The following is a 24,554-nucleotide window of genomic DNA, read 5'->3' on the forward strand; positions in this document are numbered from 1 at the left end:
ACCGATCATGGTCCCGCCGTGTCTCAGCGTCGGCTGATTGCTCTGGAGGGCCAGTTTCCGGCCTTTCTTGCGGCTTCGATCATGCCGGTGCTGCTGATGCCCCTGGCGAATGAGGTGGGGCCCTTCCCGCAGCCTCTGGTTGCGCCTGTTGTCTTCGATCTGCTGATTCTGCAGTCGGTGCGGACACTGCCGGTGCTGCAGCCCACGTTCAGAGGACGTTGCATCGGTGCGCTCTACCAGTGGCTCGGGTTCGTCACCGGGCTGCCCATCTGGGTTCCTCCCCTGTTCCGGGGCTGGCCATCGGGCCACCTGCAGGTGGCCACTCTGCTGCTGGTGGCGATTTTCTTCATCACCACCTCCGTGCGGCTGGTGAGGCTCCTGGCACGGGTGCCGCGGGTGAACCTGTCCGTGCTGGCCGGCGCTGCTGGCGGTTATGTGCATCTTGGCCTCACCGGCGGCATGGTGGCCACCGCCATTGAGGTGGTGCACCCGGGTTCCTTTCTGCTGGGGGCCGTGGGCAGCCATGAGGCCCTCAGAGACAGGCTCCTCTACTACAGCTTCGTGACAGTGGCCGGTCTGGGTTATGGCGATGTGCTTCCCGGTAACCCGGTGGGTGAGCGCTTCGCCATCCTGCTGAGTGTGAGCAGTACCCTCTATGTGTCGCTGTTGGTGGGCCTGCTGCTCGGCCGCTTCATCGCCCACGAAGCTGCGGAGCTGGAGGAGCATTGGCAGGAGCACAAGACCCTGGCGTCGTCTCCGCCGGATCGGCTGCCGATGGACGATCAGTAATCCACGCCGCGCTTGAGGTCGACACCGCGTTCGGCGTAGTGCTTGTGGCACACCATCTCGGAGTGGACGCTGGCCAGGTCGAAGTAGGCCGGCAGGTTCTTGCAGCGACCCGTGAGGATCACCTCGGTTTCGGCGGGCTTGCGCAGCAGGGTCTGCACGATCGGCTCCACCGGCAGCAACTCCAGATCGACCGTGGGGTTGATCTCGTCGAGAATCACGGTTTTGTAGAGCCCACTGGCGATGGCGGCGCGGGCGATCTCCCAGGCCCGCTCGGCCTCCACGTAGTCGATCGGCTGCTGCTGGCCCCGCCAGACAATTGCGTCACGGCCGGAGCGGAGGTGATCCACCAGGTGGGGATAGCTCTCGCGCAGCGCCGCGATCGCGGAATCTTCGGTGTAGCCGCTGCCCCCCTTGAGCCACTGCAGGATCAGCACCCGGTGGCTCTTGTCCTGGCTGATGCCCCGGCCGATCGCCTGCAGGGCTTTGCCCAGGGCACTGGTGGATTTGCCCTTGCCCTCCCCGGTGTAGATCTCGATGCCTTCGAGGCCCTGGGCCTGACCCGGCTCCCCATCGGCGTCATCGGGGCGGCGATGGGCGCGCATCTCGGAATGGAGGTCAGCCAGCTGCACCAAGGCGCCGGGTGCTCCCCGCCCGGTGGCGATCACCTCCATGCCAGCCGGTTTGGCCGACAGGGTCCGCACCACCTCGTCGGTGTCGAGCAGGCCCAGGTCCAGGACCGGATTGAGTTCGTCCAGCACCACCACCGAATAAAGGTTGCTGGCAATCGCACCTCTGGCGATGTCCCAGCCCCGCTGGGCTTCCTGGCGATCGAAGCGGGTCGCTTCCTCTGCAGTGAAGAATTCGCCGCGGCCGGTGCGCACCTGGTCGATCAGATGGGGAAAGCCCTGCTGGAGCGCCTCGATGGCGGAATCCTCGTCGTAGGCCCGACCCGGACCCTTGAGAAAACGGAGCAGCAACACCCGGGTGCGCTTCTGCTCACAGATGCCCAGCCCGATCGTGCGCAGCACCACGCCCAGGGCCGCCTGGCTCTTGCCTTTGCCATCGCCGTCGTAGACGTGCAGCTGGCCATGGGCGCGTTCGTCACTGCCGGCCGCCGTACGGATGCCGATGCCGCGGCCGGTGCCCCGTTGCGGCGTCTGGGTGCTGCTGGCGGGGGGAGACATCGCAGGAGCGGCGGCAGATCAATGCTAACGACGGACCGCCCCAGCGCTTGCCAGGATTGCCGCCATGGCCCATCCCCGGATCGAGCATCTGCCGGAGCCTCTGGAGCGAGGCCTGGAACGGCTGCGGCAGCACCTGGCCGGATTCGAGTCGGTGGTGGTGGCGTATTCCGGTGGTGTGGACAGCACCCTGGTGGCGGCGATCGCGGCAGAGCAACTGGGCGAGGGCGCCCTGGCAATCACCGGTGTCTCGCCGGCCCTGGCGCCCCATCTGCGCGAGGAGGCCCAGCTGCAGGCGGCCTGGCTGGGCCTGCGGCACCGGGAGATTCCCACCGCCGAGCTGAACGATCCTGCCTACAGCAGCAATCCGGAACGGCGCTGCTACGCCTGCAAACGCGAGCTGCACAGCCTGCTGGCGCCGTTGGCCGCCGCTGCCGGCGGGGCGCCCGTGCTCGATGGCGTGAACCTCGACGATCTCGGTGACCACCGCCCCGGCATCGACGCGGCCCGTGAGCACGGGGTGGGTTCTCCCCTGGCCGATCTCGGCCTCGACAAGCAGGCGGTGCGTCGCATCTCCCGCGCGCTTGGGTTCCCGTGGTGGGACAAGCCGGCCCAGCCCTGTCTGGCGTCGCGGTTTCCCTATGGCGAGCCGATCACGACCACACGGTTGCAGCGGGTGGCCGCGGCCGAGGACTGGTTACGCCAGCGGGGGCTGCGGGATCTGCGGGTACGCAGCCAGGGCGAAACGGCGCGGATCGAGCTGCCCGCCGCCCAACTGCCGGAGCTGCTGGCGCGGCTGGCCGATGGTGGTAGTTCCGCTGGTTTCCGACAGGAGCTGGTGGAGGCTCTGCTGGGCCTGGGCTTCACGGCGGTGAGCCTGGACCTGGAAGGCTTGGTGAGCGGCAAGCTCAACCGAGGACTCGATCACGACGTCAACAGCCGCCCCTGACGGCCGGGCTGGCGATTGGCGATCACCCCTGAGCATGTGGCGATGGCTGCGTTGGTCCTGAGGGCTCAATGAGCAAGGACTGTCTTGATTAGGTAGCAAGCGCCGCAGCCAGCCCGGACGGGCCTAGAGTGGTACCTACGTACCAGGGGCGACGCCATGGCCGTGAACCGAATCCAATTCCAGCCTGGAATGTCCGTGCCCCAGTTCATGGATCTCTACGGCACCGAGGAGAAATGCGAGGCTGCTCTAGAGGCAGCTCGCTGGCCGGAGGGATTCCGCTGTCCTCGATGCGGACAGAAGGAGCATGGCCTTGTCTATGGACGCCGCCACAAGCGGTATCAGTGTCGACAGTGCCGCCATCAGACAACGCTCACTGCTGGAACAGTCATGGAGGCCACGAAGTTGCCTCTCACGATCTGGTTCCTCGCCTTTTACCTAATTGGCCAGGCAAAGAGCAGTACGTCCTCCCTGGCTCTGATGCGGCAACTCGGGGTGAATTACCGCACGGCGTGGTTGATGCACAATAAAATCATCCAAGCGATGAGCGAGCAAGAGGAAGCATGCGTCCTACATGGAAAAGTGCAGCTGGATGATGCTTACTTTGGTGGTGAATGCAATGGTGGCAAGGCAGGTCGAGGATCGGAAAACAAGGTCCCAATCGTGGCAGCTGTCTCACTGGACGAGGACGGCCACCCCATTCATGTGAAGGTCTCGAAGGTCAAAGCCTTCTCCTTCGTGGCAATCGCAGACTGGGCCCAGAGCTCCTTGGCTCAAGGATGCGAGGTGATCTCCGATGGGCTGGCCTGCTTCCGTGCCGTGGCAGAGGTGGGCTGTATTCATCACCCCACGACAGTGAAGGGGCGGCATCCGAAGGATCTGCCTGAGTTCCGGTGGATCAACACCGTGATTAGTAACTTGAAAACCAGTTTCAGCGGAACGTTTCATGCCCTGCGCTTTGACAAGTACGCTGATCGCTACCTGGGCGCTTTCAGCTTCCGCTTCAATCACCGCTTCAAGCTGGAAGAGATGACCGATCAAGTGCTCCAGGCGGTCTGTCTCTGCACCGCACGACCCGAGCACCTCCTGAGGAGCGCGGAGCTTGCTACCTAATCAAGAGGACTGTTGCGTTTTGGGGAGCATAAAAAAGCACCCAGCAGGGTGCTTCAAGCGCTCGCGGCGCGCTAACTGGGCTGGCGCCTGGAGATCCAAACGCTGATCCAGATGCAACCGCTGAGTCAGCGGTGGTGTGCAGGGGTCAGGCGGCCGCCAGGATCGGATCCCGATCTGCCCCGGCGATGCACTCCGGTGTTTCGCGTCGAAAGCTGGTGAGCTTGTGCGTTCGGGCCTCCAGTTCTTCACAGAGCACCGCACAGGCCAGCTCGGGCATGGTGTGGTCACCGCAGGTGAACACATCCACAGCCGCGTACCCGGATTCGGGCCAGGTGTGAATCGAGATGTGCGATTCGGCCAGCAGGGCAAGCCCGGTGACCCCCTGGGGATCGAAATGATGGGTGATCAGATTGAGCAGGGTGGCGCCAGCACGTTTCGCTGCTGTGGTGATGGCGGTCCTGAGAAAGGCTTCGTCGTTGAGCTTGGCAGACGTGCAGTCGTAGAGCTCAAGGATGCAGTGTTTACCCACCGTATCGGTGGTACTGGTCCCACTCACGCTCTGCAGGGTGGTGGGGGTGGTGGAGTGAGCACCAGTCCATCCCGGGTTGGGGTGGAGGCAGGGCAGGCTCTGGTTCATTGAATCCAGACAAACAGGGCCCACCATACGCCCCAAAGTCGTTGGCTGGTGCAGGAAGTGGCGCAATCCAGCCTCTGACGCGCCGATCAGGGCCTGGATTCCGCCCCCAGCGAGTCCGCGTCCCGCTTGTCCGCCGTCAACGCCTTCGGTTCAGGCCCGAGGCTGCCGCCGCGCAGGCGCACCAGCTGGGCGGCCTGCCGCCAGCCCTCGCCAAAGCCGTCGACATGGGTGGCGCTGACGAGGCACTGGTGGCCCTCCCCCACCGCCTCCAGCAGCAGGCGCTGGCGCTGCGGATCGAGCTCGGCCAGCACATCGTCGAGCAGCAGCAGGGGGGGGGCGCCCACCACCTCTTCCACCAGGGCCAGTTCCGCCAGTTTCAGGGCCAGCACCAGGGTGCGTTGCTGGCCGGCTGAGCCGTAGCGCCGCGCCGGTTGCTCCCCCAGCAGCAGGGCGATTTCATCCCGCTGCGGACCCACCAGGCATTGGCCCAGCCGCAGCTCTTCGCTGCGCTGCAGCAGCAGCTGGGCCACCATCGCCTCCCGCCAGGGTGCCTCGGCGTCCTCCCCCTCCAGCACCGTGCCGCTTCGGTACGCGAGCCGCAGCTGGTCCCGGCCGCCGCTGAGGCGCTCCTGCCAGGCCGCCGCCAGGGGTTCGAGCCGCCGCAGGGCCCGCCAGCGCCGCCGGTGCAGCCGAGTGCCGATCGCCGCCATCTGCAGATCGAAGGCATCCAGCAGGTCCTCCCGCTGGCTTACGGGGCCGCCGCGGCGCAACAGCTGGCTGCGCTGCCGCAGCAGGCGGCCGTAACGGCTGAGCAGGTCGCCGTAGACGGGCTCAAGCTGAAGTACCACCCGATCGAGCCACTGGCGCCGCAGGGCGGGCTCCCCCCGCACCAGGTCGAGGTCGAGGGCGCTGAAGGTGACGCAGCGCAGCCGCCCTGGCAGGTCCAGCTGCCGCTCGAGCACCTTGCCGTTGCGACTGGCGATCCGTCCCCCCCGCTGCCTCAGCTCCAGCTGCAACTGGTCGCCGTCGGAGCACATCGCCTGCAGCTGGCTGAGGCTGTGACCGTGGCGGATCAGGTCGCGGTCGCTGCCGGTGCGGTGGGAGCGAAGGCTGCAGAGCAGCTCCACCGCCTCCAGCAGGTTCGACTTGCCTTCGCCGTTGGGCCCCACCACCAGCAGGCGCGGCTCGTGTAGCTCCAGCCGGAGGTGCTCGATGTTGCGGAACTGGCGCAGCTCCAGGCGATGCAGCCGGATGGCTCAGGTGCGGCGTGCGGTTAAGGTAGCCCTGCCGGCAGCGGGGCTTTGACACCTCGAGGTCTGCCTTGAGCAGCACATCCGCAGGACCCCTTCTCCGGACATCGCTGTTTCAGGGTCGGTTCGGGTCCGGCCGTCAGCTTCGGCTCGACGCAGGCGCCTCACCGCAGGGGCATGTAGCTCAGTTGGATAGAGCATCAGATTCCGGTTCTGAGGGTCGGGGGTTCGAGTCCCTCCATGCTCGTGGTCAGCCTTGACGATCTCAGCCCTGCCGATCTGAACGGCAGGGCTTTTTCATGGCATGCCCGCCCCGTTGGTCCGATTCCGCCCTGCAGCGAATACGGCCTGTCGCGCCTCTGGCCTTCAACTCAGCGGTTTCCCCCGGGAGAGCCCAGCGACAGGCCCATGGCGCGGATCCCGCCGGGATCGACCAGAAACCCCAGCGCTTCCAGCGGCAGGATCGCCTCAGGAGGGGCGGACAGGGACACGCTGCAGCCGCCCAGTTCCCGCCGCAGGCGCGTGAGGGCCCCATGCAGCAGCGCCGCCAGGATCTCGGTCGGGTCGGGGTCCTGGGGATCGGCCAGCAGATCCCAGAGATTGGCATTGAGGGCCTGATCACTGGTGGAGCGCACGAATCCCACCAACCGTCCATCGGGTCCGCGCACAGCCAGGTGCCAGGCGCTGCGTTCGATCGCCTGCAGCCAGCGTTGGCTGGCCCGGGGCTGCTCGCCGCAGGCGCCCATCAACCGGTTCAGTTCTTCCGGCGAGGGGATCGGATCCTGCAGCAGGCGGTAGCCCTCCCGAAGCCGGGGTGCGGCGGGTTGACTGCGGAACGGAATCAACAGGGAGTCCAGCACGGTCAACCGGTGTTGCGCATGCCGGCGGCAATGCCGTTGATCGTGAGCAGGGCGCCGCGCAGCAGCTCGCTGCGGCTGTAGGTCCGCCCGTCCTGGCCGGCGGCCGTGGCTTCGCTCATCGGTGGTTGACGATTCTGATCCCGCAGGCGCCGCAGCAGGGCCACCTGCAGGTATCCGAGCGGCACGATCGTGCGATTGCGCAGATCCACCGACAGCTGAAGGGCCGGATCACTGTCGAGCAGGCGCTCCTGCCCGGCGATGCGCAGCACCAGGTCACGGGTGCGCTGAAACTCGGCGGCGATCGTCTGGAAGATGCGCTCGAAGGCGTCGCGGTTTTCCTCCCGCCCCAAGGCCTGCACGTAGTGGTGGGCGAGATCGATGTCCACCTTGGAGAGGGTCATCTCCACCTTGGAGATCAGCATGCGGAAGAACGGCCAGCGCTGGTGCAGCAGCCGCAGCAGTTCCAGTTGGCCGGGATCCCGGTGCAACTCCTCCTCCAGGGCTGCACCCACGCCGAACCAGCTGGGCAGCAGGAAGCGGCTCTGGGTCCAGCCGAACACCCAGGGAATGGCCCGCAGGCTGGAGAGGTCCTTGGCGCCGCTCTTGCGCCGGGCCGGCCGGCTGGAGATCTGCAGCTTGCTGATTTCCTCGATCGGGGTGACCTGCTGGAAGAAGGCCACCAGATCGGGGTTGTCGTGAACCAGGGCGCGGTAGTGATCGCGGGAGCGGGCGGCGAGCCGCGCCATCAGCTCATTCCAGCTGGGGGTGTCATCCACCGGTGCACTGACCAGGCTGTTCTGCAGCACAGCCGTGGTCATGGTTTCGAGGTTGTAGAGGGCCAGCTCCGGCAGCGAGTACTTGGAGGCGAGCACTTCCCCCTGTTCGGTGATCTTGATCCGGCCCTTCAAGGTGCCACTGGGCTGGGCCAGGATCGCCTGATAGGCCGGTCCGCCACCGCGACCCACCGATCCACCGCGGCCGTGGAACAGGCGCAGCGCCACCCCGTGCTGGCTGGCCAGCTCTTCCAGGGCGATCTGGGCCTTGTGGATTTCCCAGTTGCTGGACAGGAAACCGGAATCCTTGTTGCTGTCGGAATAGCCCAGCATCACTTCCTGAAGCGGTGGGCCGCCCTCTTCCCCCGAGGCGATCAGGGCCCGGTAGAAGGGTTCGCAGAACAGGCGCTCCATCACCGCCGGAGCCCGCTGCAGGTCTTCCACCGTTTCGAACAGGGGCACCACCAGCAGCGAAGAGTGGGGCGCCAGCGGATCCACCAGGCCCGCTTCCTTGGCCAGCAGCAGCACCTCCAGCAGATCCGACACCGTGTGGCTCATCGAGATCACGTAGGTGCGACAGATGCGGGCGCCGAATTCCTGCTGCAGGCGCTGCAGCATCCGGAAGACCGCCAGAGTCTCGTGGGTGGCATCGCTCCAGCGCACCGCCGGAGACACCAGCGGCCGACGGGTCTTGAGTTCGGTCAGCAGCCAGCTCACCCGCTGCTCCTCATCCATCTCGCCGTAGGGCACGGGCAGCTGCAGATAGCGGCTGACCTCGTCGAGCGCATCGCTGTGACGGGTGCTCTCCTGGCGGATGTCCAGGCTGGCCAGGCAGAAGGCGAAGATGTGCACCTGGCTGAGCAGGCTCTCCAGGGCTTCGCAACCCAGTCCGGTGCTCTCGAGGCTGTCGCGCACCAGTTCAAGGTCAGCCCGGAATTCGTCGACCGAGCCGTAGTGCAGTTCCGGTGGCGGCGGGGAGGCGAGGTTGCCGACCCCGCTGCCATCACCGATAATGGCCGACGGCAGGCCCGAGTGGCCGTCACAGGGGGATTCCCAGCCGGCATCCACCAGCTGCTGGTTGCGCTGACGGGTGAGCTGGAGCCGCTCCAGCGTGTAGCTCAGCTTCAGTCGGTAGGGCTCCAGCCGGTAGCGTGCCGCCCGCTCCTCATAGATCTCCGGGAAACGCAGCCGATCCATTTCCAGGGATTCCAGCAGGGCTGGGCTCACCTGACTCCACTGCATCGAAATGCTCAGCTGATCGCGCAGCTTGCCCACGGAGTGGATATAGCGCTCCAGCATCAGCTGACGCTGATAACAGGCTGTGCGCCAGGTGATCTCCGGTGTCACCGAAGGATTGCCGTCCCGATCGGAGCCCACCCAGGAGCCGAAGCTGCAGAAGGCATCGCGGGGCGAAAGCACGTCGGGGTAACTGCCGCTCAGGGCCGTCCGCAGGCGCTGGCGCAGCTGGGGCATGGCATCGAACAGCACCTGCTGGAAGTAATGCAGGGCGTAATCCACCTCATCGAGAACCGAGGGTTTGAACTGGTGCAGTTCGTCGGTACGCCACCACAGCCGGATCTCTTCTTCCAGCTGCAGGCGGATGCGCTGGTCATCTTCGATGTTGGCCAGGCTGCTGCGCTGCAGTTGCTGGATCAAGGCCGCGACCTTCCGCTGCTTATGGCGCACGGTGTGGCGCACGATCTCGGTGGGGTGGGCCGTGAACACCAGGCGAATATCCAGCTCCCGCAGCAGGTTCTCGATCTGGGCCGGCGGAACGTTGAGGTTGCGCAGGCGTTGGAACAGCTCCCGGAAGGTGGCCGGTTCGGTCTGGCTGGCCAGAGGCGGCAGAAACGGATCGGTGCTGGGCGGTTCGGGCTGAAGCTTGAGGCTCTCGAGATAACTGTCTTCCTCGATGTGCTGCTCGAGGATGTTCACCAGCTGGAAGTACAGCGAGAAGGCTCTCGCGGCCGCGATCGCCTCGGAGAGATCCATGCTGCGGATCAGCTGCACGATCGCGTCGGTCGAGGTGGCGTTCGGCAGGATTGTGGCGCCGCCTTCGAGAGGATCGGTGGCACTGAGCTGTTTCAGCTGCACCAGCCGATCTGCCTGCTCCGGTGGACATTCGCTGCGGAGCACCGTTTCCCACAGGTCCTCCACCAGCTCCAGTCGTTCGCCGAGCAGCTGGCTCACCAGAGGCTTGGGCTCGGTGCTGGTGGCAAGCGACTCCCGCATCGGGATGAACGGCATGGCGGAACGGGTCATGATCATCCCAAAGGGGGGGTGCTGTCTGTCTCGTTGGGCTCCGCGCCCCGGACCTCCTGCTGTTCCATCACCTGGGCCTCGCTGGCGATGATCTCTGCGATGGTGCTGCCCGATCGCTGCCGCTCCACCCAGCGCATCGCCTGATTGCCCTGGTCGATCACCCGCTGCACCGGGGCCAGCACGCTGGTGAGCCCGAGGTCGTTCGCCAACGGGGCCATCGTCTCCAGGCTCTCGCGGATCCAGTCGGCCGCCATGATCGTGCGGCCCGTGCGCCAGTGGGTCAGGGGGGCCAGCAGGCTGGAGCGGGCTGCGGACTGATCATTGGCATCGGCCAGCTGGGCCAGGGCCTGGGCGTCCAGAGGGCTGGCCCGCAGGGGATCGTGGGCTGCCGGGTCTGCCAGCAGCTGGTGCAGGCGCAGTTCGGCGAAGGCGGTCACCGCCAGCAGCAGCAGCGGATCGGTGATCAGATCGCAGATGCGGATCTCGATCCGGTTGAGCTGGTGGGGCCTGGCGTCCCCGTTGGGCCGCACCGAGGTCCAGAGGTGGCGCACGTTCTGCATCGATCCAGCTGCCAGCTGCTCCGCCATCCACTCCACATAGTGGGCGTGATCGCGAAACAGCGGCACCTGCGCAGGAGTGAGCGGGAATTGCAGCCAGCGTTGCGAGTGGGCGCCCATCACCGCGCCATCGAGAAACGGGGAGCTGGCGCTCAGGGCCAGCAGCAGGGCTGCCTCACAGCGCAGCAGCCGCAGCCCGGCGAACAGGGCCGGCATGTCGCTGAGGCCCAGGTTGATGTGCACGCTGGCGGTGACCACCAAGGTGCCGTACGTGGACTCGATGTACCCGTGATAGGGGTTGTCCGGATCCGACCGCTCGAAATGACGGCTGTCCCCCAGGCTCAGGGTGCTGCCCGGCAGCAGGGTGAGCTGCCGCTCCGTCAGCCAGGGCCGCAGCCGTTGCCGCGGTTCCAGCAACAGCTCCAGCTGGCGCTGGTAACTGGCCTCCGGCGGGGTGGTGTACTCAAGGTTGCGACGATCCGGCTCGGTCACGAAATCGGGGAACCGGCGAGCCACTTCGGCGGAGCAGCCCACCACCGTGCCGTCGGCCCGGCCGGTGAACAGTTCCACTTCAAATCCCTTCGGCAGCAGAGGGCGGCTCATGCCCGGACCCCATCACCGAACGGGTGCCGCGCTGGAGTCTGCACACAGGCCAGGGCCTTGAGCATGCCGCGCGCCTTGTTGAGGGTTTCCTGGTATTCGGCGGTGGGCTGGGAATCGGCGACCAGTCCGGCGCCGGCCTGCACCTGTACCCGCCAGCCGCCGTCGGCGGCGGGGAGCACCACCATCGTTCGGATTGTGATGGCCGTGTTCAGGGCCCCTGCCAGATCCACCGCGCCATATACCCCCGAGTAGGGCCCGCGGGCGTTGGGTTCCAGCGCATGGATCAGCTGCATGGCCCGGATCTTGGGGGCACCGCTGACGGTGCCAGCCGGAAAGGAGGCCATCAGCAGATCCCAGACGTCCCGATCCGCCGCCAGCAGACCCTCCACCTGGCTGACGATGTGCATCACGTGGGAATAGCGCTCGATCACCATCAGATCGGTGACCTTGACCGTGCCTGGCCTGCAGACCCGGCCCAGATCATTGCGGCCCAGGTCCACCAGCATCACGTGCTCGGCCCGCTCCTTCGGATCGGCCAGCAGCTCAGCCTCCAGGGCCCTGTCCTCGGTGTCATTGTCACCGCGGTGACGGGTGCCGGCGATCGGCCGCAGGGAGGCCTTGATGGCGCCACTGCCATCGCTGGCAGGCTCCGCCTTCACCATCACTTCTGGACTGGAACCGATCAGGTACCAGCCGCCGAAGTTGAAGAAGGCCATGTACGGCGAGGGGTTGACCATCCGCAGGCTGCGGTAGAGGTCAAACGGGTCCCGCATCACGTGGCTTTCGAGGCGTTGGCTCAGCACCAGCTGAAAGACGTCGCCGGCGGCGATGTGGGCGCGGGCCTGACGCACGGCATCCTCGAAGTCGGCCTGGCTGCGGTTGCTGCTGGGTGGCTCGGCCAGTTCGGCGCGATCGTTCCAGGCCAGGGTCGTCAGGCCGGAGGGCAGGGGAGCCTGCATGCGGGCCTCCAGGGCTTCGATCCGTGCGAACGCCTCCTGCCAGGCCTGGGCCGGATCGGCGCCACCGCTGAGATCGGCGTAGGACACCGCCGTGATCTGGCGTTTCACCTGGTCGAACACCAGCAGGCTGTCAGCCAGCATCCAGCAGCCATCCGGTGGCCCCAGGGGGTCGGTGGGATGGATCGGGACGGTGGGCTCGATCCAATGGATCAGCTCATAGCCCCAGAAGCCGAACAGTTGCCCCACCGGCGGCAGGCCCGGCACCGGTGCCGGGCAGACCGGCTCCAGGGCCTGGCGCAGCTGCGTGAAGGGATTGCCGTGCAGGCTTTCGCGCCGACCGTCGCGCCAGCAGCGCTCCCCCTCCTCGCCGCGCACCGTCAGCGTCCAGAGCGGATCGCTCACCACAAAGCTCCAGCGCCCCAGGCGTTCGCCCCCTTCGACCGACTCCAGCAGCACCCCATGGTGGCTGGCCTGGCCCACCTTCAGCCAGGTGGTGAGGGGCGTCTCCAGGTCGGCGGGCCAGCGTTTCCACAGCGGCAGGAAGCTGAGGCCTGCCGCCGCCTGGGCGTGGAAGGCCTCATCGAACCACCCTCCGTCCAGGACATCCCCGTCGAGACCGGTGGTGCGCTGGCTGGGGCGCTCGGAAGGGACCATTGCAGCGGCAGGCGGGCAAAAAAAACGGGGCGCCTAGCCCCGCTGTTATAGGTCTTGGCCAGTACGGCTCAGGCGTCGAAGGTGTTCTTACCGCTGAACTTGAGAGCCGAGGGATTGGGGTTGTCGCCGATGCGACGGGGGGTGTGACCCACCATCGAGCGCCCCTCATTCACCTTCTCGGGGAAGACACCATCTTTGGGGTGCAGATATTCGGTGTCACCGCCTGGAAAGATGCGGTAGATCTTGTAATCCTCGATTCTAGGCTTGAACTTGGTGCGAAGTTGGGTGCCCAGGGCCAGGCACTGCTCCTTGCGGGCGAAATACATCACGTTTTCGCCTTCGTTCATCTCAGCTGCACCACCGGTGGGCAGCTCAAAGGCCTGGGCCTTGCTGCTGGTCCAGGTGATCGCGTATTTCTCTTCGGTCTCGGCGGAGTTCAGGAGGCCGCCGGTGCTGCCGATGTACTTCGGGAGTTGACCGCTCAGCGCCGTTGCTGTCATAGCTGTTCCTGGATGGGGAGTCGGCAGACCGTTTCAGGCGGAAGCTAGCACCGTGATTTTCGAGGTTCCGCCACCCTCTCGGCAGTCTTCACACCCGTCAACAAACCGTCCGATCGCCAGGGCGCCCGAGACCCGCCCGTTCAGCAGACGGGGAAGAAGACCGTGATATCGCTGCCGGAGCGCTCCGCCAGCCGTCCGCCCAGCCGATGGAACAGCCGCTGGGTGGCCTGCCGGCTGAGCTGCAGGCTGCCGGTTTCGGGGTCCCAGCTCAGCACGGGTCCCACCCGTCGATGGTCTTCGGGACGCTGGGGGCGGGTTCCTTCGCTGCAGATCTGCAACTTGAGCCGATTGCCGGCAGGTTGGAGGCTGAGGCGCACGCGGCTGCCGCCGCTGAGGCCGCGGCTGAAGCGGTCCACCAGGCCGCCCAGCATCGTTTCCAGCCGGCTCGGATCGCTCAGCACCGGTGGCAGCTCGTCGGGCACCTGCAGCTCGAACTGCAGGCCGCGCCGTTCCAGCTGGCGCTGCCACAGAGGTTCCAGCTGGCGCAGCAGCGCACTCAGATCGGTGCGGGCCAGCCGTTCCCGTTCGCCATGGCCGCTCTCGTCGCTCTCGGGCTGGCTCTGCAGCTCAGCGGCATGAAAGATCAGGCCGAAGCGATCGATCTGCTCGTTGCATTCGCCGTCGATCTGTTCGAGGCGCTCGCGCACCACGGCGGAGAGATCGCTGCGGCGCAGCAGCGAGCGGATCAGGGTCCGGATCGTGGCCAGGGGGGTCCGCACCTCATGGGTGAGCGCCTCCAGCAGGGCCAGTTCGCTGCTCACCGCCCGTGGGGTCTCGGCCCGGTTGCCGCCATGCACCAGCGGCTGCAGGGTGAGGCTGGGGGCGATCGTTCCAAGCCGCTCCGCCATCCTCGGCCAGAACTGCAGGGCGACATCTTCGGCATTGGCCAGGGGGCCCAGTTCCCGCAGGGCGCGGCGCAGCTCTGCGGCGGCGCTGGGGCGCTGCTGCTGCAGGCGCCGATCCAGCAGCGACAGGGCGGCCGAAAGGCCGGCTGGATCGAAGCGGGCCACCAGTCGCCGCTCCCGGGGCGGACCATCCAGGCAGAGGGCCACCTGCAGGCGTGGCGTGATCAGCAACAGCAGGGGATCGCTGCCGTCGTCGTCGCTGAGCTGCAGCCGCTCGAACCCGGGAAGTTGTCCAGGCGCTGGCGTGCCCCTTGACCCGGCGGCGCCGGGCAGCAGGGGAGCGACGGAGCCCCGCAGTCGCTCGAGGCTGTCCGGTGCCCACACCCAGCCCTTGAGGTGGAGCAGCAGCTCCGGCTCGTAGAGGGCGGGCAGGGGTGCCGCCAGCCAGAGGCCCCGCAACGGGAGCTGCGGCAGCAGGAAATCCTCCTGAAGGGTGGCCAGGGCCGCCCACCACTGGCGGCGCACACCGTCTTCGTCGCTGTGGCCCGCCGGTACGGCGGCGGACAGGCTCTGGCGTAATGCCGACAATGTCGTGGAGCCGTGCTCCATCACCAGCGCCCGCGGCTGGCACGGGACTGGCGGTTCACCGAGGCGCACAGGCCGAGGGCCATGAAGTTCACCAACATGGCGAATCGCCCGTAACTCAGCCACGGCAGGGGAATGCCGGTGATCGGTCCGAGGCCGATGGTCATGTTGATGTTCACCACCACCTGGAACATCAGCATCGCCCCGACTCCCACCACCACAAGGGATTCGAAATCACTGGTGGCTTTGCCGGCGATCTGCAGCAACCGCCACATGAGCAGGGCAAAGCCCGCCACTACAAGCATGGATCCCAGAAATCCGGTCTCCTCGCCCAGGGCGCTGAAGATGAAATCGGTGTGCTGTTCAGGGATGAAGCGCAGCTTGGTGAGGTTGCCCTGCATCAATCCGGTGCCCCAGAGTCCACCGGAGCCAATGCCCACCTTGCTCTGAAGCAGGTGATAGCCGCCGCCGAGAGGATCCTTGGACGGGTCGAGGAACATCACCAACCGATCCTGTTGGTGGGGCTTGAGGCCGTGGCTCCACAGCCATGGGGTGGCAACGGCAAACAGGCCCTGCACAGCCAGCACCACCGTGAGGGCCAGCCGCTTCCAGGGCAGGGAGCGCCAGGCGATCACCCCCATCAGCGGGATCCAGCCGGTCAGGGCCCAGGGCAGGGTGCCCGACAGGATGGCTGTGAACAGAGGGGAGAGCAGCAGCAGCACCCAGGCCAGGGGCATGCCGGCCCAGAACAGCATGGTGAGCAGCACGGCACCGAACACCAGCGAGGTGCCCAGGTCCGGCTGGATGAACACCAGGATCCAGGGCAGGCCGATCACCATCGTCGGGCGCAGCAGATCGACCGGCCGCTCCACCGGGTAGCGCGACAGCACGCCGGCCAGCAGCAGGATCGCCGCCAGCTTGGCGAATTCAGAGGGTTGAACGTAGAAGCCACCGATGTTGATCCAGCTCTGGGCCCCCAGGGCGGAGGTGCCGATCACGCGAACGGCGATCAGGCTGGCCACGGTGAGGCCGTAGATCGGCCACTGCAGGCTTTGCAGGCGCCTCAGCGGAACCCGGGCGAGCAGGAGGGCCAGACCCATTCCCACCGCTGCTGTGATCCAGTGCTGATACCACTCGGCGTAGGCGGCCTGGCGCTGGGTGCTGGCGATCAGAATTCCCGACACCAGGGTCATCGCCAGGGGAATACCCCAGAGGATCAGGTCCACGTCCTGCAGGGGGCGACGGCGCCAGGCCCGCCGCTTCGAGAACAGGCCGCGGCGGCCCGCCGCGCTGGAGCGGGCCAGGGCGCTGACCATGGATCAGGCCGCCGCCGGAGTGAGCGCCATCATCCGATCGGCCAGGGCCATGAAGGCCTGGGCCGTCGCCGATTCAGGGGCGCTGATCACAACAGGCAGGCCGCTGTCACCGCCCTCGCGCACGCTCATTTCCAGGGGCAGTTCCGCCAGCAGGGGCACACCGGCTTCATCGGCGAGGCGCTGGCCGCCACCGCTGCCGAACAGGGCGTAGTGCTTGTCCGGCGCATCGGGGGGGATGAAGGCACTCATGTTCTCCACCACGCCGAGCACGGTCACGCCCATCTGCAGGAACATCGCCAGGCCGCGGCGGGCATCCTGCAGCGACACCTGCTGGGGCGTGGTGACAATCACCACCCCGGCCATCGGCACGGCCTGGGCCAGGCTCAACTGGGCATCTCCGGTGCCGGGGGGCAGGTCCACCACCAGAACGTCGCGTTCGCCCCAGTCGGCCTGATAGAGGAACTGGCGGATGATGCCGTTGAGCATCGGCCCCCGCCAGATCACCGGCTGATTCTCCTGAATCAGCAGGCCCATCGACACCATGCCGATGCCACAGCTCTCGATCGGCACCAGAATCTGGCTGTCGCCGCTGCCGCGCACCTCGGGGGTGCGGTCGGCCACGCCGAGCATGGTGGGGGCGTTGGGGCCGTAGATGTCCGCATCCAGCAGGCCCACCCGTAGGCCTCGGCGGGCCAGGGCGCAGGCCAGGTTCACGGCCACGGTGCTCTTGCCCACGCCCCCCTTGCCGCTGCTGACGGCGATCACCTGGCGCACGCCGGGGATGGACTGCCGCTCAGGCAGCTGGCCCGGCCCATGGCCGGCGCCGCCGATCGGGGCGCCCTGCTGCACCGGCTGGGCCAGTTCGATCTGCACGTCGTCGATCCCGTCGAGGGCCAGCAGGGCGGCACGGGCTTCGGCGACGATCCGCTCCCGCTGACCGTTGGCATACCCCGGCAGCGCCAGCCTGAACACGGCGCGCCGTTCCTGCAGCCGCACCTGCTGGATCCACTCCAGCTCGATCAGGCCGCGGCCGCTGCCGGCATCCTGAAGGGCTTGGAGGGCGGCGTGCGCCTGGTCCGGGGTGGCCATGCCGGCGGGTCACTGGTGGCTGGATCCTAAGGAGGGCGATGGCGGCTGCTGTCCGGCCGGGTCCGTCACCCCTGGTGAACCAGCACACGAACCCGTGACAGACGCTCTCGAAGCCTTGTCTGGGGACCCGGCGGGCTGGAATGGTGAAGCCACCTTCCCAGCCCCAGCGGTTCCCGCCTTCATGGAGATGCCCCCCGCCGACTCCCGTGCCCGTGCCAAGGCCCTGCTGATGGGGCTGCAGGATTCGATCTGCGCCGGCCTGGAGCAGCTCGATGGCGAGGGCCGCTTTCAGGAAGAGAGCTGGGAGCGGCCCGAAGGCGGCGGTGGCCGCTCGCGGGTGATGAAGAACGGTCGGGTGTTCGAGCAGGGGGGCGTCAACTTCTCCGAGGTGGAGGGTGACCAGCTGCCGCCTTCGATCCTCAGCCAGCGCCCCGAGGCAGCGGGCCAGCGTTGGTTCGCGACCGGCACCTCGATGGTGCTGCATCCGCGCAATCCGTACATCCCCACGGTTCACCTCAACTACCGCTACTTCGAGGCGGGGCCGGTGTGGTGGTTCGGCGGCGGTGCCGACCTCACCCCGTATTACCCCTTCCTGGAGGATGCCCAGCACTTCCATCAGACACTCAAGACCGCCTGCGATTCGGTGAATCCGGCCTACTACACGGTGTTCAAGCCCTGGTGCGACGAGTATTTCTTCCTGCGCCACCGGGCTGAGACCCGCGGCGTCGGCGGCATCTTCTACGACTATCAGGATCCCGGTGGCCTGCTCTATAAGGGCCAGGATCCAGGCGGCCTGGCGGCGGGGGCCGCAACGGCGATCGGTCCGCTCCCCCAGACCTGGGAGCAGTTGTTTTCCCTGGCGAGTGCCTGTGGCAACGCCTTCCTGCCCAGTTACGTGCCGATCGCCGAGAAACGCCACGACACCCCCTACGGCGAGAGGGAGCGCGACTTCCAGCTCTATCGCCGCGGCCGCTACGTGGAATTCAATCTGGTCTTCGACCGGGGCACGATCTTCGGGCTTCAGACCAATGGCCGTACCGAATCGATCCTGATGTCCCTGCCGCCGCTGGTGCGCTGGGAATATGGCTACACGCCTGAGGCGGGCAGCCGCGAGGCGCTGCTCACCGAGGTGTTCACCAGGCCGCAGAACTGGCTCGAGGACTCGACCCTGGTGGAGCGCTGCCAAGCCCATCAGGCGGTGGGCTGAACGGGCTCGCCACTCCGGCTCGGAGGGCCTCCACCACCCGGCCGGCGATCGCCTCGATCGTGGCCTGGCGGCGCTGGGGATCCCGGAGGCTGTCCTCCAGCGGACCTTCCAGCTTGCCGATTTCAAGGATGGCGATGCCGCGCCGTGGTGCTCCCAGGCCGCCCCGGTAGCCGAGGGGATAGGGGCCGAAGGCCGCGGCCAGGCTTTCATCCAGTCGCGAGCGGCTCCAGGGTCTCAGCGGTGGGATCAGCCCGGACCCCACACCATCGGGCCCGTAGGCGTCGTAGTGGATCTCGAGGGCATAGCCGCCCTGGGCCACATGGTTCCGCCCCACGCTCCAGTTGGTGCGGGGATCATCCGCCTCGGCGATCGTGCGGGCCGGTGGCTCATAGAAGGCGATGTTGAGGCCGCTCTGGCGGCCCAGCTCCACCACCGCCCTGGCGGTGAGCAGGTTCCAGTAGAGCTCGTCCCGCATGCTGGGATCCATCGGTGCGGCACCGCCCAGATCCACGGCAGCGCCGCTGGTGCCGGATCCGTCCATCGCCTGAGAATCGGCATGGCCTGCCATCACCAGGATCGGGATGGAGGGTGTCACGGGGCGGATCCCCTGCCAGTCCTTGGCCAGACTGGAGCGCGGGCCCGTCAGGGGATCGCTGCCTGGCAGAAGGGGGGTGCGGGCTCCGGCCGCGCTCAGCAGCGGCGCCAGCAGCAGGGCCGTGAGCAGGGAGAGGCGCAGAACCCGCATGGGGGGCAAAGGGGGAGAGGGGAAACCGTGATGGTTCGAGGGGGATGGAGTCTTTGAACGCAGGCTTGAGATCGGCGACCAGATCAGATGGGGGACCAGATCAGATCGGTGAACTGAGCAGGGCGCCGTCGCTGGCCAGCTCCAATTGCGCACCCAGCTCCACTTCCAGGGCGATCAGCTCGTCGCGGTGGGCGCGCAGGCGCAAGGTGCTGCCGCTGGCCGATTCCTCATTGATCAGGCGCAACTCGACGCTCTCGGCCCGCTCGGCTCGGCGCCGGTAGACCAACCCCGCCGCCGGGCCAAGCAGGGCCAGCAACAGTGGCCACCAGCCCAGGACGGGCAGCAACTGGCGCAGCACCAGGCCGAGGCAGGCGGCGCCGATGCCGCCCAGCAGCGACAGCAGCAGCGCCAGGGCGGTGCTGGAGCCCACCTGTCCCTGGAAGCGCAGCAGCCGGAGATCCGGATCGCCGCCAGCCGATTGCCAGCCCCGCGCCGTGAGCCAGTCACTCAGGCCTTGCAACACTTCCACCGGAGGCCGCGGCGAATGCACCTCCACCACGGTGGTGCGGTCTTTGCTGGCGGCCCGCAGGAAGAACACCAGCCCGATGGCCAGCAGCAGGGTGAGCAGAAAGGTGGAACCCAGGGTGGGCATGGCGGGGCAAGGGAGCGTGCCGCCAGGCGGACGCGGTGTGAAGGCTCTCCATTGTGGACGGTGTGGCCAGCCCGTGGATTCCGCCGGGCAGGGCCCTCCATCACCATGGGGGAAGTCGTCTGTCGCTGCCATGGCCCCGGCCCCCGGTTCCGCCCCCGCCCGTTTCGCCGTGTTCGACGGGGATCTTGATGCCGAGTGGCAGGCGCTCTACGCCGGAGCCCGGGCCCTGGCGGTGGATACGGAGGCGATGGGACTGATTCACGGCCGCGACCGGCTCTGCCTGGTGCAGATCTGCGACGACCACGACAACGTCTGCTGCATTCGCCTGGCCCGAGGCCAGGACGCGGCGCCGCGACTCCAGGCCCTGATGGAGAACCCGGCGATCGAAAAGGTGTTCCACTTCGCCCGCTTCGATGTGGCGGCCCTGGCTGAGAACCTCGCCATCGCGGTGGATCCGATCTTCTGCACCAAGGTGGCCAGCCGCCTGGGCCGCACCTATAGCCCCAAGCACGGTCTCAAGGATGTGGTGCAGGAGCTCGTGGGGGTGGAGCTCGACAAGCAGGCCCAGAGTTCTGACTGGGGCCGGGTCGAAGATCTCAGCGAGGCCCAGCTGGCCTATGCCGCCGGTGATGTGCGCTACCTGCTGCCTGCCCGCGATCAGCTTGAGACCATGCTGAAGCGGGAAGACCGCTGGGATCTGGCGCTGCGTTGCTTTGCTTGCCTGCCGGTGTTCGCCGAGCTGGATCGAAATCGCTTTCCGCTCCTGTTCGAGCACTCCAGCGGCGGCAACCGATGATCCGCCGGTTCTGCAGCCAGCGTCCGCCTGATCTCAGACGGTTGTCCTGGAAGGCCGTCCACTTCCCGGTTCAGTCTTCATCGAGGAAGTACTCCTCACTGCTCACCGCCCCCAGCAGCGAGGAGAGCAGAGCCTCGTTGTCGACTCCACTGGCGATCACCTCCTCCAGCATCCGTTCGGCCAGCGCCACTTTGGAGGCCACGTCCCGCAGGCCTTCCTGGCTGGCCCGCACATCCACCTTGCGCCGGGCTGAAGCGAGGCTCACTCCCAGCCGGCTGGCCAGCCGGCCGCAGGCGGCGTTGTAGGTACGGTCGGGGATGGCAACCATGGGCAGAGTCTGAGGCTCCGCTCATCATCCGCCGCAGCGGCGGGGTGTCAGGGCCGGTGCTCACGCCAGCAGGTGCTGCGTGATCAGCTTCGCCAGTCGCTGGCTGCCCCCGGCGGGGCCCATACGGCGGCGGCCCATGGTTCCCAGCCGCTGCCTCAGCTCCGCGTCGTCCAGCCAGCGCGTCGCTGTGCGGGCCAGTTCGGCGGCGGTATGGCAGGGCAGCACGGCCCCACCCAGCAGGCGGGACTGGCGGCGGGCGAACCCCGGCTTGAACTGTGGCCCGGGGCCCGGCAGGGAGAGGGCCGGCACCCCCAGCCCCACCAGCTGCTCGGTGGCGGTGCCGGCGGTGGCGAGCCCCAGCTCGCACCAGGCTGCCCAGCGGCCGAAGCAGCCTGGACCCACGTGCAGTTCGATGGTGCCGGCCCGCCAGCTGTCCCGCGCTCCGATCGCGCCCTGCTCCGCGCTCAGGCAGGTGCTGCTGAAGCCAGCCCGGCTCAGTAGCGGAGCCAGCTCCGCGCTGGTGGGCTGGTTGCCGCAGGCCAGCAGCAGGTGGAGGGGCCCGTTGACCCGCACCTGCAGCGCGGCCTCGAGCAGACGCTCCAGATTGCCGAGTGCTTCCGGCAGGCGGCTGCCGGGCAGCAGCAAGAGCCGCCGACCGTGGCGCAGGCCGATGGGCACGGCCTCGGTCTGGAATCCGTCCATCATCGGGTTGCCCGGGGCGAGGGCGGCAACGCCGTGGCGCTGCAGGCCACGGGCTGTGAGTCGGTCCCGCACGGCCACCAGACGGCAGGGATCGGCGCGCATCAGCGCCCATTCCCACGGATCCCATTCACTGCCCTTGCAGCGGTGATAGCGGTCATCAAGGCCGGGCCGACCCCAGCCCGGTGGCGGTGGTGTGGCCCAGGTGGCGTCGCTCTTGGGGGTGCCCACGAAGCCGTAGGGGCCGCCACCGCTCCAGGCCAGCAGCAGGGGCAGCAGATCCCCCACCGCCAGTACCGGATGGCCAGCACGGCCCCAGTGCCGCACCCAGCGCCACTGCCGTAGGGAGAGCAGGGGCAGGCCGGCCCGCAGGTCGCGCAGCAGGCCCCGCAGGCTCTGGTTACTGAAGCCACCGCTGGGCAGGCAGCGGCGGGGGCCCACCACCTGCAGCCAGCCGGCGGCCTCGGCCGCCGCGTAGGTCTGGCCGAGGCCCACCAGGGCCATCACCGTCAGCTGGCAGTCCGGTTGCTGCTCCCGCAGGGCCTCAAGGATGCGCAGGGCGATCAGATCCTCGCCGTGGCCGTTGCTCAGGACCAGCAGACGGGAGGGCATGCCATGGCTGATACGATCCGCTGCAGGGAGTTTGCTCCCCGGCCGGCGGCATGGCCAAGTGGTAAGGCAGAGGATTGCAAATCCTTTACCCCCAGTTCGAATCTGGGTGCCGCCTTGATGATCCGAACTCCAGCTTTAGTTCATGGTGGCTGAGCTGAATCTCTGGCTTCCGAGCCGAGTGGCAGCGCGCCTGCGCTCAGGTGAAGATGCCGAACATCACCGAGAGCAGGGCGAATCCGACGGCGCCCACCAGGGCCAGCAGCGATGTGGTGTGCAGCATGACGTCCTCCGATGGGTCAATCCTAAAGGAAATCTGTAGGCCCGCCAGTGGTTGTTGCAACCCTTTGCGGGGCCTCGGTCGTCGCCCTCAGTCGTCGCCCTCAGTGGTCGCCCTCAACGCGCCACAGTCCACCGTCTCCGTCATGGGCTTCGCAGCGGAAGTGGTGTCGATCGAGGCGGCACTCCCCCCGGGCCAGGCGGCTGCTGGGCAGCCTTGTCACCAACCCCTGGTCGTCGTAGCTGCGGCTGGCGACCGTGCTCACCTTCACCAGCAGGGGCCATTGGGGGCTGCATCGACCCGCCTGGCACTGCAGGGAGGCACTGCCTGGCTCCAGCAGTCCCACGAAGACCAGTTGCTCACTCGAGAAGCGGGAGCCACCCCCGCGGCCGATGATCTGGATGCTGAGCAGTCCCTCCATCAGTTGATCGAGGCGCAGGCTCTGGCAGCCCCGGCTTTCCTGCGTGGCGTCGGGCTCATCGCCCACCGGCAGGTCATGCCTCCCGTTGAGGTTGCTCTTCGGTAGGACCGCTGCCTTCATCGGGGCCGCCGCAGCATGCGCGGGTGACTCGGCAGGCACTGCAGGGGGCTCCCTGGTCTCTCCCGAGAGCGTGTTGCCATCTCCAGGCTCGTTTGCGGCGCTCTCCTCAAGGCTCGGCAGAGGTGGCGGAGGGTGCGTAGGCCGCGGCCGCTCCAGGGGCTGCTGGCTGTCAGAGTTTTGCGTCCGGCTGGCAGGACGGGCCGCCCCAACGCGCTGGATTGCCCGGGCCGCGCGCTGTGGCGCTGGTCCTTGAGGCGGCGCCGGCCCAGCCTCAAGGACCAGCGCTTGCCACCGGCAGTGGCTCACTGAGGTTTCCCAGCGGCCGAAATCTTCCGGGGGATTGCCAGCTGCCCCTGGGGACACCAGGGCTTCGACTGCGCCGAAGCACATGCAGAGCGCCATGGCTGTAGCCGCTCTCACCAGATTCGGCATGCTGCGCATCGGCATCGTGGCACCGCTGCCCGTGTTGGCGGCATTGCCGAGGCTCAGTAGCCCGAATCGGCCACGCAGATGCCCTGGCAGCTGATGTCGTTGCTGGCGGTGCGGCCACAGTGCTGGCAGAGCACACGATCAGGCTGTGGCTGCACGGCTGGCTCTGCTGGCTTGGTCGCCACAGCAGCGCCGGCTGTGGCTCTGGCCTGAACAGCGCTTGGTTCTGCGGGCAGGGAGGACATCGGGCTGGGGGCAGTGGGGAGCGGCAGCACGATCATGGCGTTTCCGTTCATGGGGTTCGGGGAATGGCGCTGCAGACCACCCAGCCGGGGATCGGCGTCGGCACCTGGGCCTGGGGAAACCGGCTCCTCTGGGGCTACGAGCCCTCCCAGGATCCCCAGCTGGAGGCCACCTTCCGGCAAGCTCTGGACCGGGGGCTCCATTTCTTTGATACGGCGGATTCCTACGGCACGGGCCGTTTCGATGGCCGCAGCGAGGACCTGCTGGGCCGTTGCTGTGGGGTCCTTTCGCCACTGGAACGGCAACGGCTCACTGTGGCCACCAAGCTGGCACCCTTCCCCTGGCGCTGGGGGCGGGGGGGATTCCGGCGGGCATTCGCCGCTTCGCGCCGGCGTCTCCAGGGGAAACTGGACCGGGTCCAGCTGCACTGGAGCACGGCCCGGTATGCGCCCTGGCAGGAAGCGCCGCTGCTCGATGGCCTCGCCGACCTGGTGATCGCAGGGGAGGTGGCCGGTCTGGGGTTGTCGAACATGGGGCCGCGGCGCCTGCGGCAGGTGCAGGCCCGCCTGGCTGAACGCGGCATCCCGATCCTCAGCCTGCAGGTGCAGCTCTCCCTGCTGGCCCCTGAGCCGATCGCTCCCGATGGTGTGGCGGCGGTCTGCCGGGAGCTGGGCATCGCCTTGATCGCCTACAGCCCCCTGGCCCTTGGGGTGCTCGGCCAGCCGCCTGGAGAGTTGGCCCACACGTTGTCGGGTCCCCGGGGCGCCCTGCAGCGGCGGCTGTTGCCGGCAGCCCAACCGTTGCTGCAGGCCCTCCAGGAGATCGCTGGCTCCCGTGGGGCCACGCCAGCGGCGGTGGCGCTCAATTGGTGCCGGGCCCATGGCGCCATGCCGATCCCGGGGCTGCGGCGACCGGAGCAGGTCGACGCCGCAGCGGCGGCCCTCTCCTGGACGCTGAGCGAGGCGGAGCGTCAGGGGCTGGATGACCTGGCCCTTGCCAATCGGGTCCGCATGCCTGCCAACCCCTTCCAGAGCGCCTGAATCGAT

The 24,554-nt window shown here is 67.6% G+C and carries 23 protein-coding genes and 2 tRNA genes; 8 read left to right on the forward strand and 17 right to left on the reverse strand.

The genetic code is table 11. From position 1 onward, the window contains the following. The first annotated feature begins 18 nt into the window (after positions 1-18). Entirely contained in the window at positions 19-789 is a 771-nt protein-coding gene (locus tag H8F24_RS08445) for a two pore domain potassium channel family protein (RefSeq protein WP_197171738.1), read from the forward strand. Here the strand turns inward: H8F24_RS08445 and H8F24_RS08450 are convergent. Continuing rightward, a complete protein-coding gene (locus H8F24_RS08450; protein WP_197171740.1) occupies positions 783-1,973 on the reverse strand; it encodes a cob(I)yrinic acid a,c-diamide adenosyltransferase in 1,191 nt (396 codons plus the stop codon). The genes H8F24_RS08445 and H8F24_RS08450 overlap by 7 nt on opposite strands. Positions 1,974-2,037: 64 nt before the next feature. On the opposite strand from H8F24_RS08450, the gene larE reads away from it, so the two are divergent. Together larE and H8F24_RS08460 are read left to right on the forward strand one after the other, a co-directional pair. Continuing rightward, positions 2,038-2,919, forward strand: a complete 882-nt coding sequence (gene larE, locus H8F24_RS08455) for an ATP-dependent sacrificial sulfur transferase LarE (RefSeq protein WP_197171742.1) — start codon at positions 2,038-2,040, stop codon at positions 2,917-2,919. A gap of 156 nt (positions 2,920-3,075) precedes the next feature. Continuing rightward, complete coding sequence (locus H8F24_RS08460; protein WP_197170562.1) at positions 3,076-4,029, forward strand: IS1595 family transposase; 954 nt, start codon at positions 3,076-3,078, stop codon at positions 4,027-4,029. 145 nt (positions 4,030-4,174) lie between these two features. Here H8F24_RS08460 and speD read toward each other — a convergent pair whose 3' ends face one another. Together speD and recF are read right to left on the reverse strand one after the other, a co-directional pair. Then, entirely contained in the window at positions 4,175-4,666 is a 492-nt protein-coding gene (gene speD, locus H8F24_RS08465) for an adenosylmethionine decarboxylase (RefSeq protein WP_197157006.1), read from the reverse strand. Between the two features lie 86 nt (positions 4,667-4,752). Next, on the reverse strand, positions 4,753-5,898 hold the full coding sequence (gene recF, locus H8F24_RS08470; RefSeq protein ID WP_231598256.1) for a DNA replication/repair protein RecF: 1,146 nt from the start codon (positions 5,896-5,898) through the stop codon (positions 4,753-4,755). A gap of 191 nt (positions 5,899-6,089) precedes the next feature. Here recF and H8F24_RS08475 point away from each other — a divergent pair. Continuing rightward, positions 6,090-6,163, forward strand: a tRNA-Arg gene (locus tag H8F24_RS08475). Between the two features lie 124 nt (positions 6,164-6,287). Here the strand turns inward: H8F24_RS08475 and H8F24_RS08480 are convergent. The 8 genes from H8F24_RS08480 to H8F24_RS08515 all read right to left on the reverse strand — a co-directional run bounded on the left by H8F24_RS08480 (position 6,288) and on the right by H8F24_RS08515 (position 16,979). Next, entirely contained in the window at positions 6,288-6,776 is a 489-nt protein-coding gene (locus H8F24_RS08480; protein ID WP_231598257.1) for an N-acetyltransferase, read from the reverse strand. A 2-nt stretch (positions 6,777-6,778) separates the two neighbouring features. Continuing rightward, positions 6,779-9,817, reverse strand: coding sequence for a phosphoenolpyruvate carboxylase (gene ppc, locus H8F24_RS08485; protein ID WP_197171744.1), 3,039 nt, complete (start codon positions 9,815-9,817; stop codon positions 6,779-6,781). Next, entirely contained in the window at positions 9,814-10,971 is a 1,158-nt protein-coding gene (gene gshA, locus H8F24_RS08490) for a glutamate--cysteine ligase (protein WP_197171745.1), read from the reverse strand. The genes ppc and gshA overlap by 4 nt, the downstream gene beginning before the upstream one ends. After that, the gene (locus H8F24_RS08495; protein ID WP_197171746.1) at positions 10,968-12,584 is read right to left on the reverse strand and encodes an anthranilate synthase component I family protein; all 1,617 of its coding nucleotides are present in this window, start codon (positions 12,582-12,584) and stop codon (positions 10,968-10,970) included. Before H8F24_RS08495 ends, gshA begins: the two co-directional genes overlap by 4 nt. A gap of 68 nt (positions 12,585-12,652) precedes the next feature. Further along, positions 12,653-13,084 carry a photosystem I reaction center subunit II PsaD gene (locus H8F24_RS08500; RefSeq protein WP_197156998.1) on the reverse strand — a complete coding sequence of 144 codons (432 nt, stop codon included), beginning with the start codon at positions 13,082-13,084 and terminating at the stop codon, positions 12,653-12,655. Between the two features lie 140 nt (positions 13,085-13,224). Further along, the gene (locus H8F24_RS08505) at positions 13,225-14,598 is read right to left on the reverse strand and encodes a sensor histidine kinase KdpD (RefSeq protein ID WP_197171748.1); all 1,374 of its coding nucleotides are present in this window, start codon (positions 14,596-14,598) and stop codon (positions 13,225-13,227) included. Next, positions 14,598-15,890, reverse strand: a complete 1,293-nt coding sequence (gene rodA, locus H8F24_RS08510) for a rod shape-determining protein RodA (RefSeq protein ID WP_197156995.1) — start codon at positions 15,888-15,890, stop codon at positions 14,598-14,600. The genes H8F24_RS08505 and rodA overlap by 1 nt, the downstream gene beginning before the upstream one ends. A 3-nt stretch (positions 15,891-15,893) precedes the next feature. After that, positions 15,894-16,979: an Mrp/NBP35 family ATP-binding protein gene (locus H8F24_RS08515; protein WP_197171749.1), complete on the reverse strand. Its 1,086-nt coding sequence runs from the start codon at positions 16,977-16,979 to the stop codon at positions 15,894-15,896. Between the two features lie 181 nt (positions 16,980-17,160). Between H8F24_RS08515 and hemF the strand changes: the two genes are divergently transcribed. Further along, a complete protein-coding gene (gene hemF / locus H8F24_RS08520) occupies positions 17,161-18,186 on the forward strand; it encodes an oxygen-dependent coproporphyrinogen oxidase (protein WP_197171751.1) in 1,026 nt (341 codons plus the stop codon). On the opposite strand, the gene H8F24_RS08525 is transcribed toward hemF, so the two are convergent. Both H8F24_RS08525 and H8F24_RS08530 read right to left on the reverse strand, forming a co-directional pair. Further along, positions 18,113-18,931 (reverse strand): hypothetical protein, encoded by an 819-nt coding sequence (locus H8F24_RS08525; RefSeq protein WP_231598190.1) that lies wholly within the window; start codon positions 18,929-18,931, stop codon positions 18,113-18,115. The two genes, hemF and H8F24_RS08525, sit on opposite strands and share 74 nt — an antisense overlap. Before the next feature lie 100 nt (positions 18,932-19,031). Continuing rightward, positions 19,032-19,583, reverse strand: coding sequence for a cofactor assembly of complex C subunit B (locus H8F24_RS08530; protein WP_197171753.1), 552 nt, complete (start codon positions 19,581-19,583; stop codon positions 19,032-19,034). Between the two features lie 130 nt (positions 19,584-19,713). Here H8F24_RS08530 and H8F24_RS08535 point away from each other — a divergent pair, with 130 nt between their 5' ends. Next, a complete protein-coding gene (locus tag H8F24_RS08535; RefSeq protein WP_197156992.1) occupies positions 19,714-20,379 on the forward strand; it encodes a ribonuclease D in 666 nt (221 codons plus the stop codon). Positions 20,380-20,449: 70 nt separating this feature from the next. Here the strand turns inward: H8F24_RS08535 and H8F24_RS08540 are convergent, their stop codons facing one another. Then, positions 20,450-20,707 (reverse strand): hypothetical protein, encoded by a 258-nt coding sequence (locus tag H8F24_RS08540; protein ID WP_197156991.1) that lies wholly within the window; start codon positions 20,705-20,707, stop codon positions 20,450-20,452. Between the two features lie 60 nt (positions 20,708-20,767). Further along, complete coding sequence (locus H8F24_RS08545) at positions 20,768-22,018, reverse strand: lipid-A-disaccharide synthase-related protein (protein ID WP_197171755.1); 1,251 nt, start codon at positions 22,016-22,018, stop codon at positions 20,768-20,770. A 44-nt stretch (positions 22,019-22,062) separates the two neighbouring features. Between H8F24_RS08545 and H8F24_RS08550 the strand changes: the two genes are divergently transcribed. Next, a tRNA-Cys gene (locus H8F24_RS08550) sits at positions 22,063-22,133 on the forward strand. Between the two features lie 81 nt (positions 22,134-22,214). Here H8F24_RS08550 and H8F24_RS08555 read toward each other — a convergent pair. Beyond that, complete coding sequence (locus H8F24_RS08555) at positions 22,215-22,358, reverse strand: hypothetical protein (RefSeq protein ID WP_197171756.1); 144 nt, start codon at positions 22,356-22,358, stop codon at positions 22,215-22,217. Positions 22,359-22,398: 40 nt separating this feature from the next. Next, a complete protein-coding gene (locus H8F24_RS08560) occupies positions 22,399-22,836 on the reverse strand; it encodes a hypothetical protein (RefSeq protein WP_197171758.1) in 438 nt (145 codons plus the stop codon). 737 nt (positions 22,837-23,573) lie between these two features. Here H8F24_RS08560 and H8F24_RS08565 point away from each other — a divergent pair. Next, the gene (locus H8F24_RS08565; protein ID WP_197171760.1) at positions 23,574-24,548 is read left to right on the forward strand and encodes an aldo/keto reductase; all 975 of its coding nucleotides are present in this window, start codon (positions 23,574-23,576) and stop codon (positions 24,546-24,548) included. Positions 24,549-24,554 lie beyond the last annotated feature (6 nt).

The organism is Synechococcus sp. CBW1002 (assembly GCF_015840915.1).
Taxonomy (GTDB): domain Bacteria; phylum Cyanobacteriota; class Cyanobacteriia; order PCC-6307; family Cyanobiaceae; genus CBW1002.

What these genes read in the sequence shown, in the direction of transcription:
- H8F24_RS08450 (WP_197171740.1), bottom strand. Translation starts at nt 1,973, where the DNA reads ATGTCTCCCCCCGCCAGCAGCACCCAGACGCCGCAACGGGGCACCGGC.
- larE (WP_197171742.1), top strand. Translation starts at nt 2,038, where the DNA reads ATGGCCCATCCCCGGATCGAGCATCTGCCGGAGCCTCTGGAGCGAGGC.
- H8F24_RS08460 (WP_197170562.1), top strand. Translation starts at nt 3,076, where the DNA reads ATGGCCGTGAACCGAATCCAATTCCAGCCTGGAATGTCCGTGCCCCAG.
- speD (WP_197157006.1), bottom strand. Translation starts at nt 4,666, where the DNA reads ATGAACCAGAGCCTGCCCTGCCTCCACCCCAACCCGGGATGGACTGGT.
- ppc (WP_197171744.1), bottom strand. Translation starts at nt 9,817, where the DNA reads ATGATCATGACCCGTTCCGCCATGCCGTTCATCCCGATGCGGGAGTCG.
- gshA (WP_197171745.1), bottom strand. Translation starts at nt 10,971, where the DNA reads ATGAGCCGCCCTCTGCTGCCGAAGGGATTTGAAGTGGAACTGTTCACC.
- H8F24_RS08495 (WP_197171746.1), bottom strand. Translation starts at nt 12,584, where the DNA reads ATGGTCCCTTCCGAGCGCCCCAGCCAGCGCACCACCGGTCTCGACGGG.
- H8F24_RS08500 (WP_197156998.1), bottom strand. Translation starts at nt 13,084, where the DNA reads ATGACAGCAACGGCGCTGAGCGGTCAACTCCCGAAGTACATCGGCAGC.
- H8F24_RS08505 (WP_197171748.1), bottom strand. Translation starts at nt 14,598, where the DNA reads ATGGAGCACGGCTCCACGACATTGTCGGCATTACGCCAGAGCCTGTCC.
- rodA (WP_197156995.1), bottom strand. Translation starts at nt 15,890, where the DNA reads ATGGTCAGCGCCCTGGCCCGCTCCAGCGCGGCGGGCCGCCGCGGCCTG.
- H8F24_RS08515 (WP_197171749.1), bottom strand. Translation starts at nt 16,979, where the DNA reads ATGGCCACCCCGGACCAGGCGCACGCCGCCCTCCAAGCCCTTCAGGAT.
- hemF (WP_197171751.1), top strand. Translation starts at nt 17,161, where the DNA reads ATGGAGATGCCCCCCGCCGACTCCCGTGCCCGTGCCAAGGCCCTGCTG.
- H8F24_RS08525 (WP_231598190.1), bottom strand. Translation starts at nt 18,931, where the DNA reads ATGCGGGTTCTGCGCCTCTCCCTGCTCACGGCCCTGCTGCTGGCGCCG.
- H8F24_RS08530 (WP_197171753.1), bottom strand. Translation starts at nt 19,583, where the DNA reads ATGCCCACCCTGGGTTCCACCTTTCTGCTCACCCTGCTGCTGGCCATC.
- H8F24_RS08535 (WP_197156992.1), top strand. Translation starts at nt 19,714, where the DNA reads ATGGCCCCGGCCCCCGGTTCCGCCCCCGCCCGTTTCGCCGTGTTCGAC.
- H8F24_RS08540 (WP_197156991.1), bottom strand. Translation starts at nt 20,707, where the DNA reads ATGGTTGCCATCCCCGACCGTACCTACAACGCCGCCTGCGGCCGGCTG.
- H8F24_RS08545 (WP_197171755.1), bottom strand. Translation starts at nt 22,018, where the DNA reads ATGCCCTCCCGTCTGCTGGTCCTGAGCAACGGCCACGGCGAGGATCTG.
- H8F24_RS08560 (WP_197171758.1), bottom strand. Translation starts at nt 22,836, where the DNA reads ATGAAGGCAGCGGTCCTACCGAAGAGCAACCTCAACGGGAGGCATGAC.
- H8F24_RS08565 (WP_197171760.1), top strand. Translation starts at nt 23,574, where the DNA reads ATGGCGCTGCAGACCACCCAGCCGGGGATCGGCGTCGGCACCTGGGCC.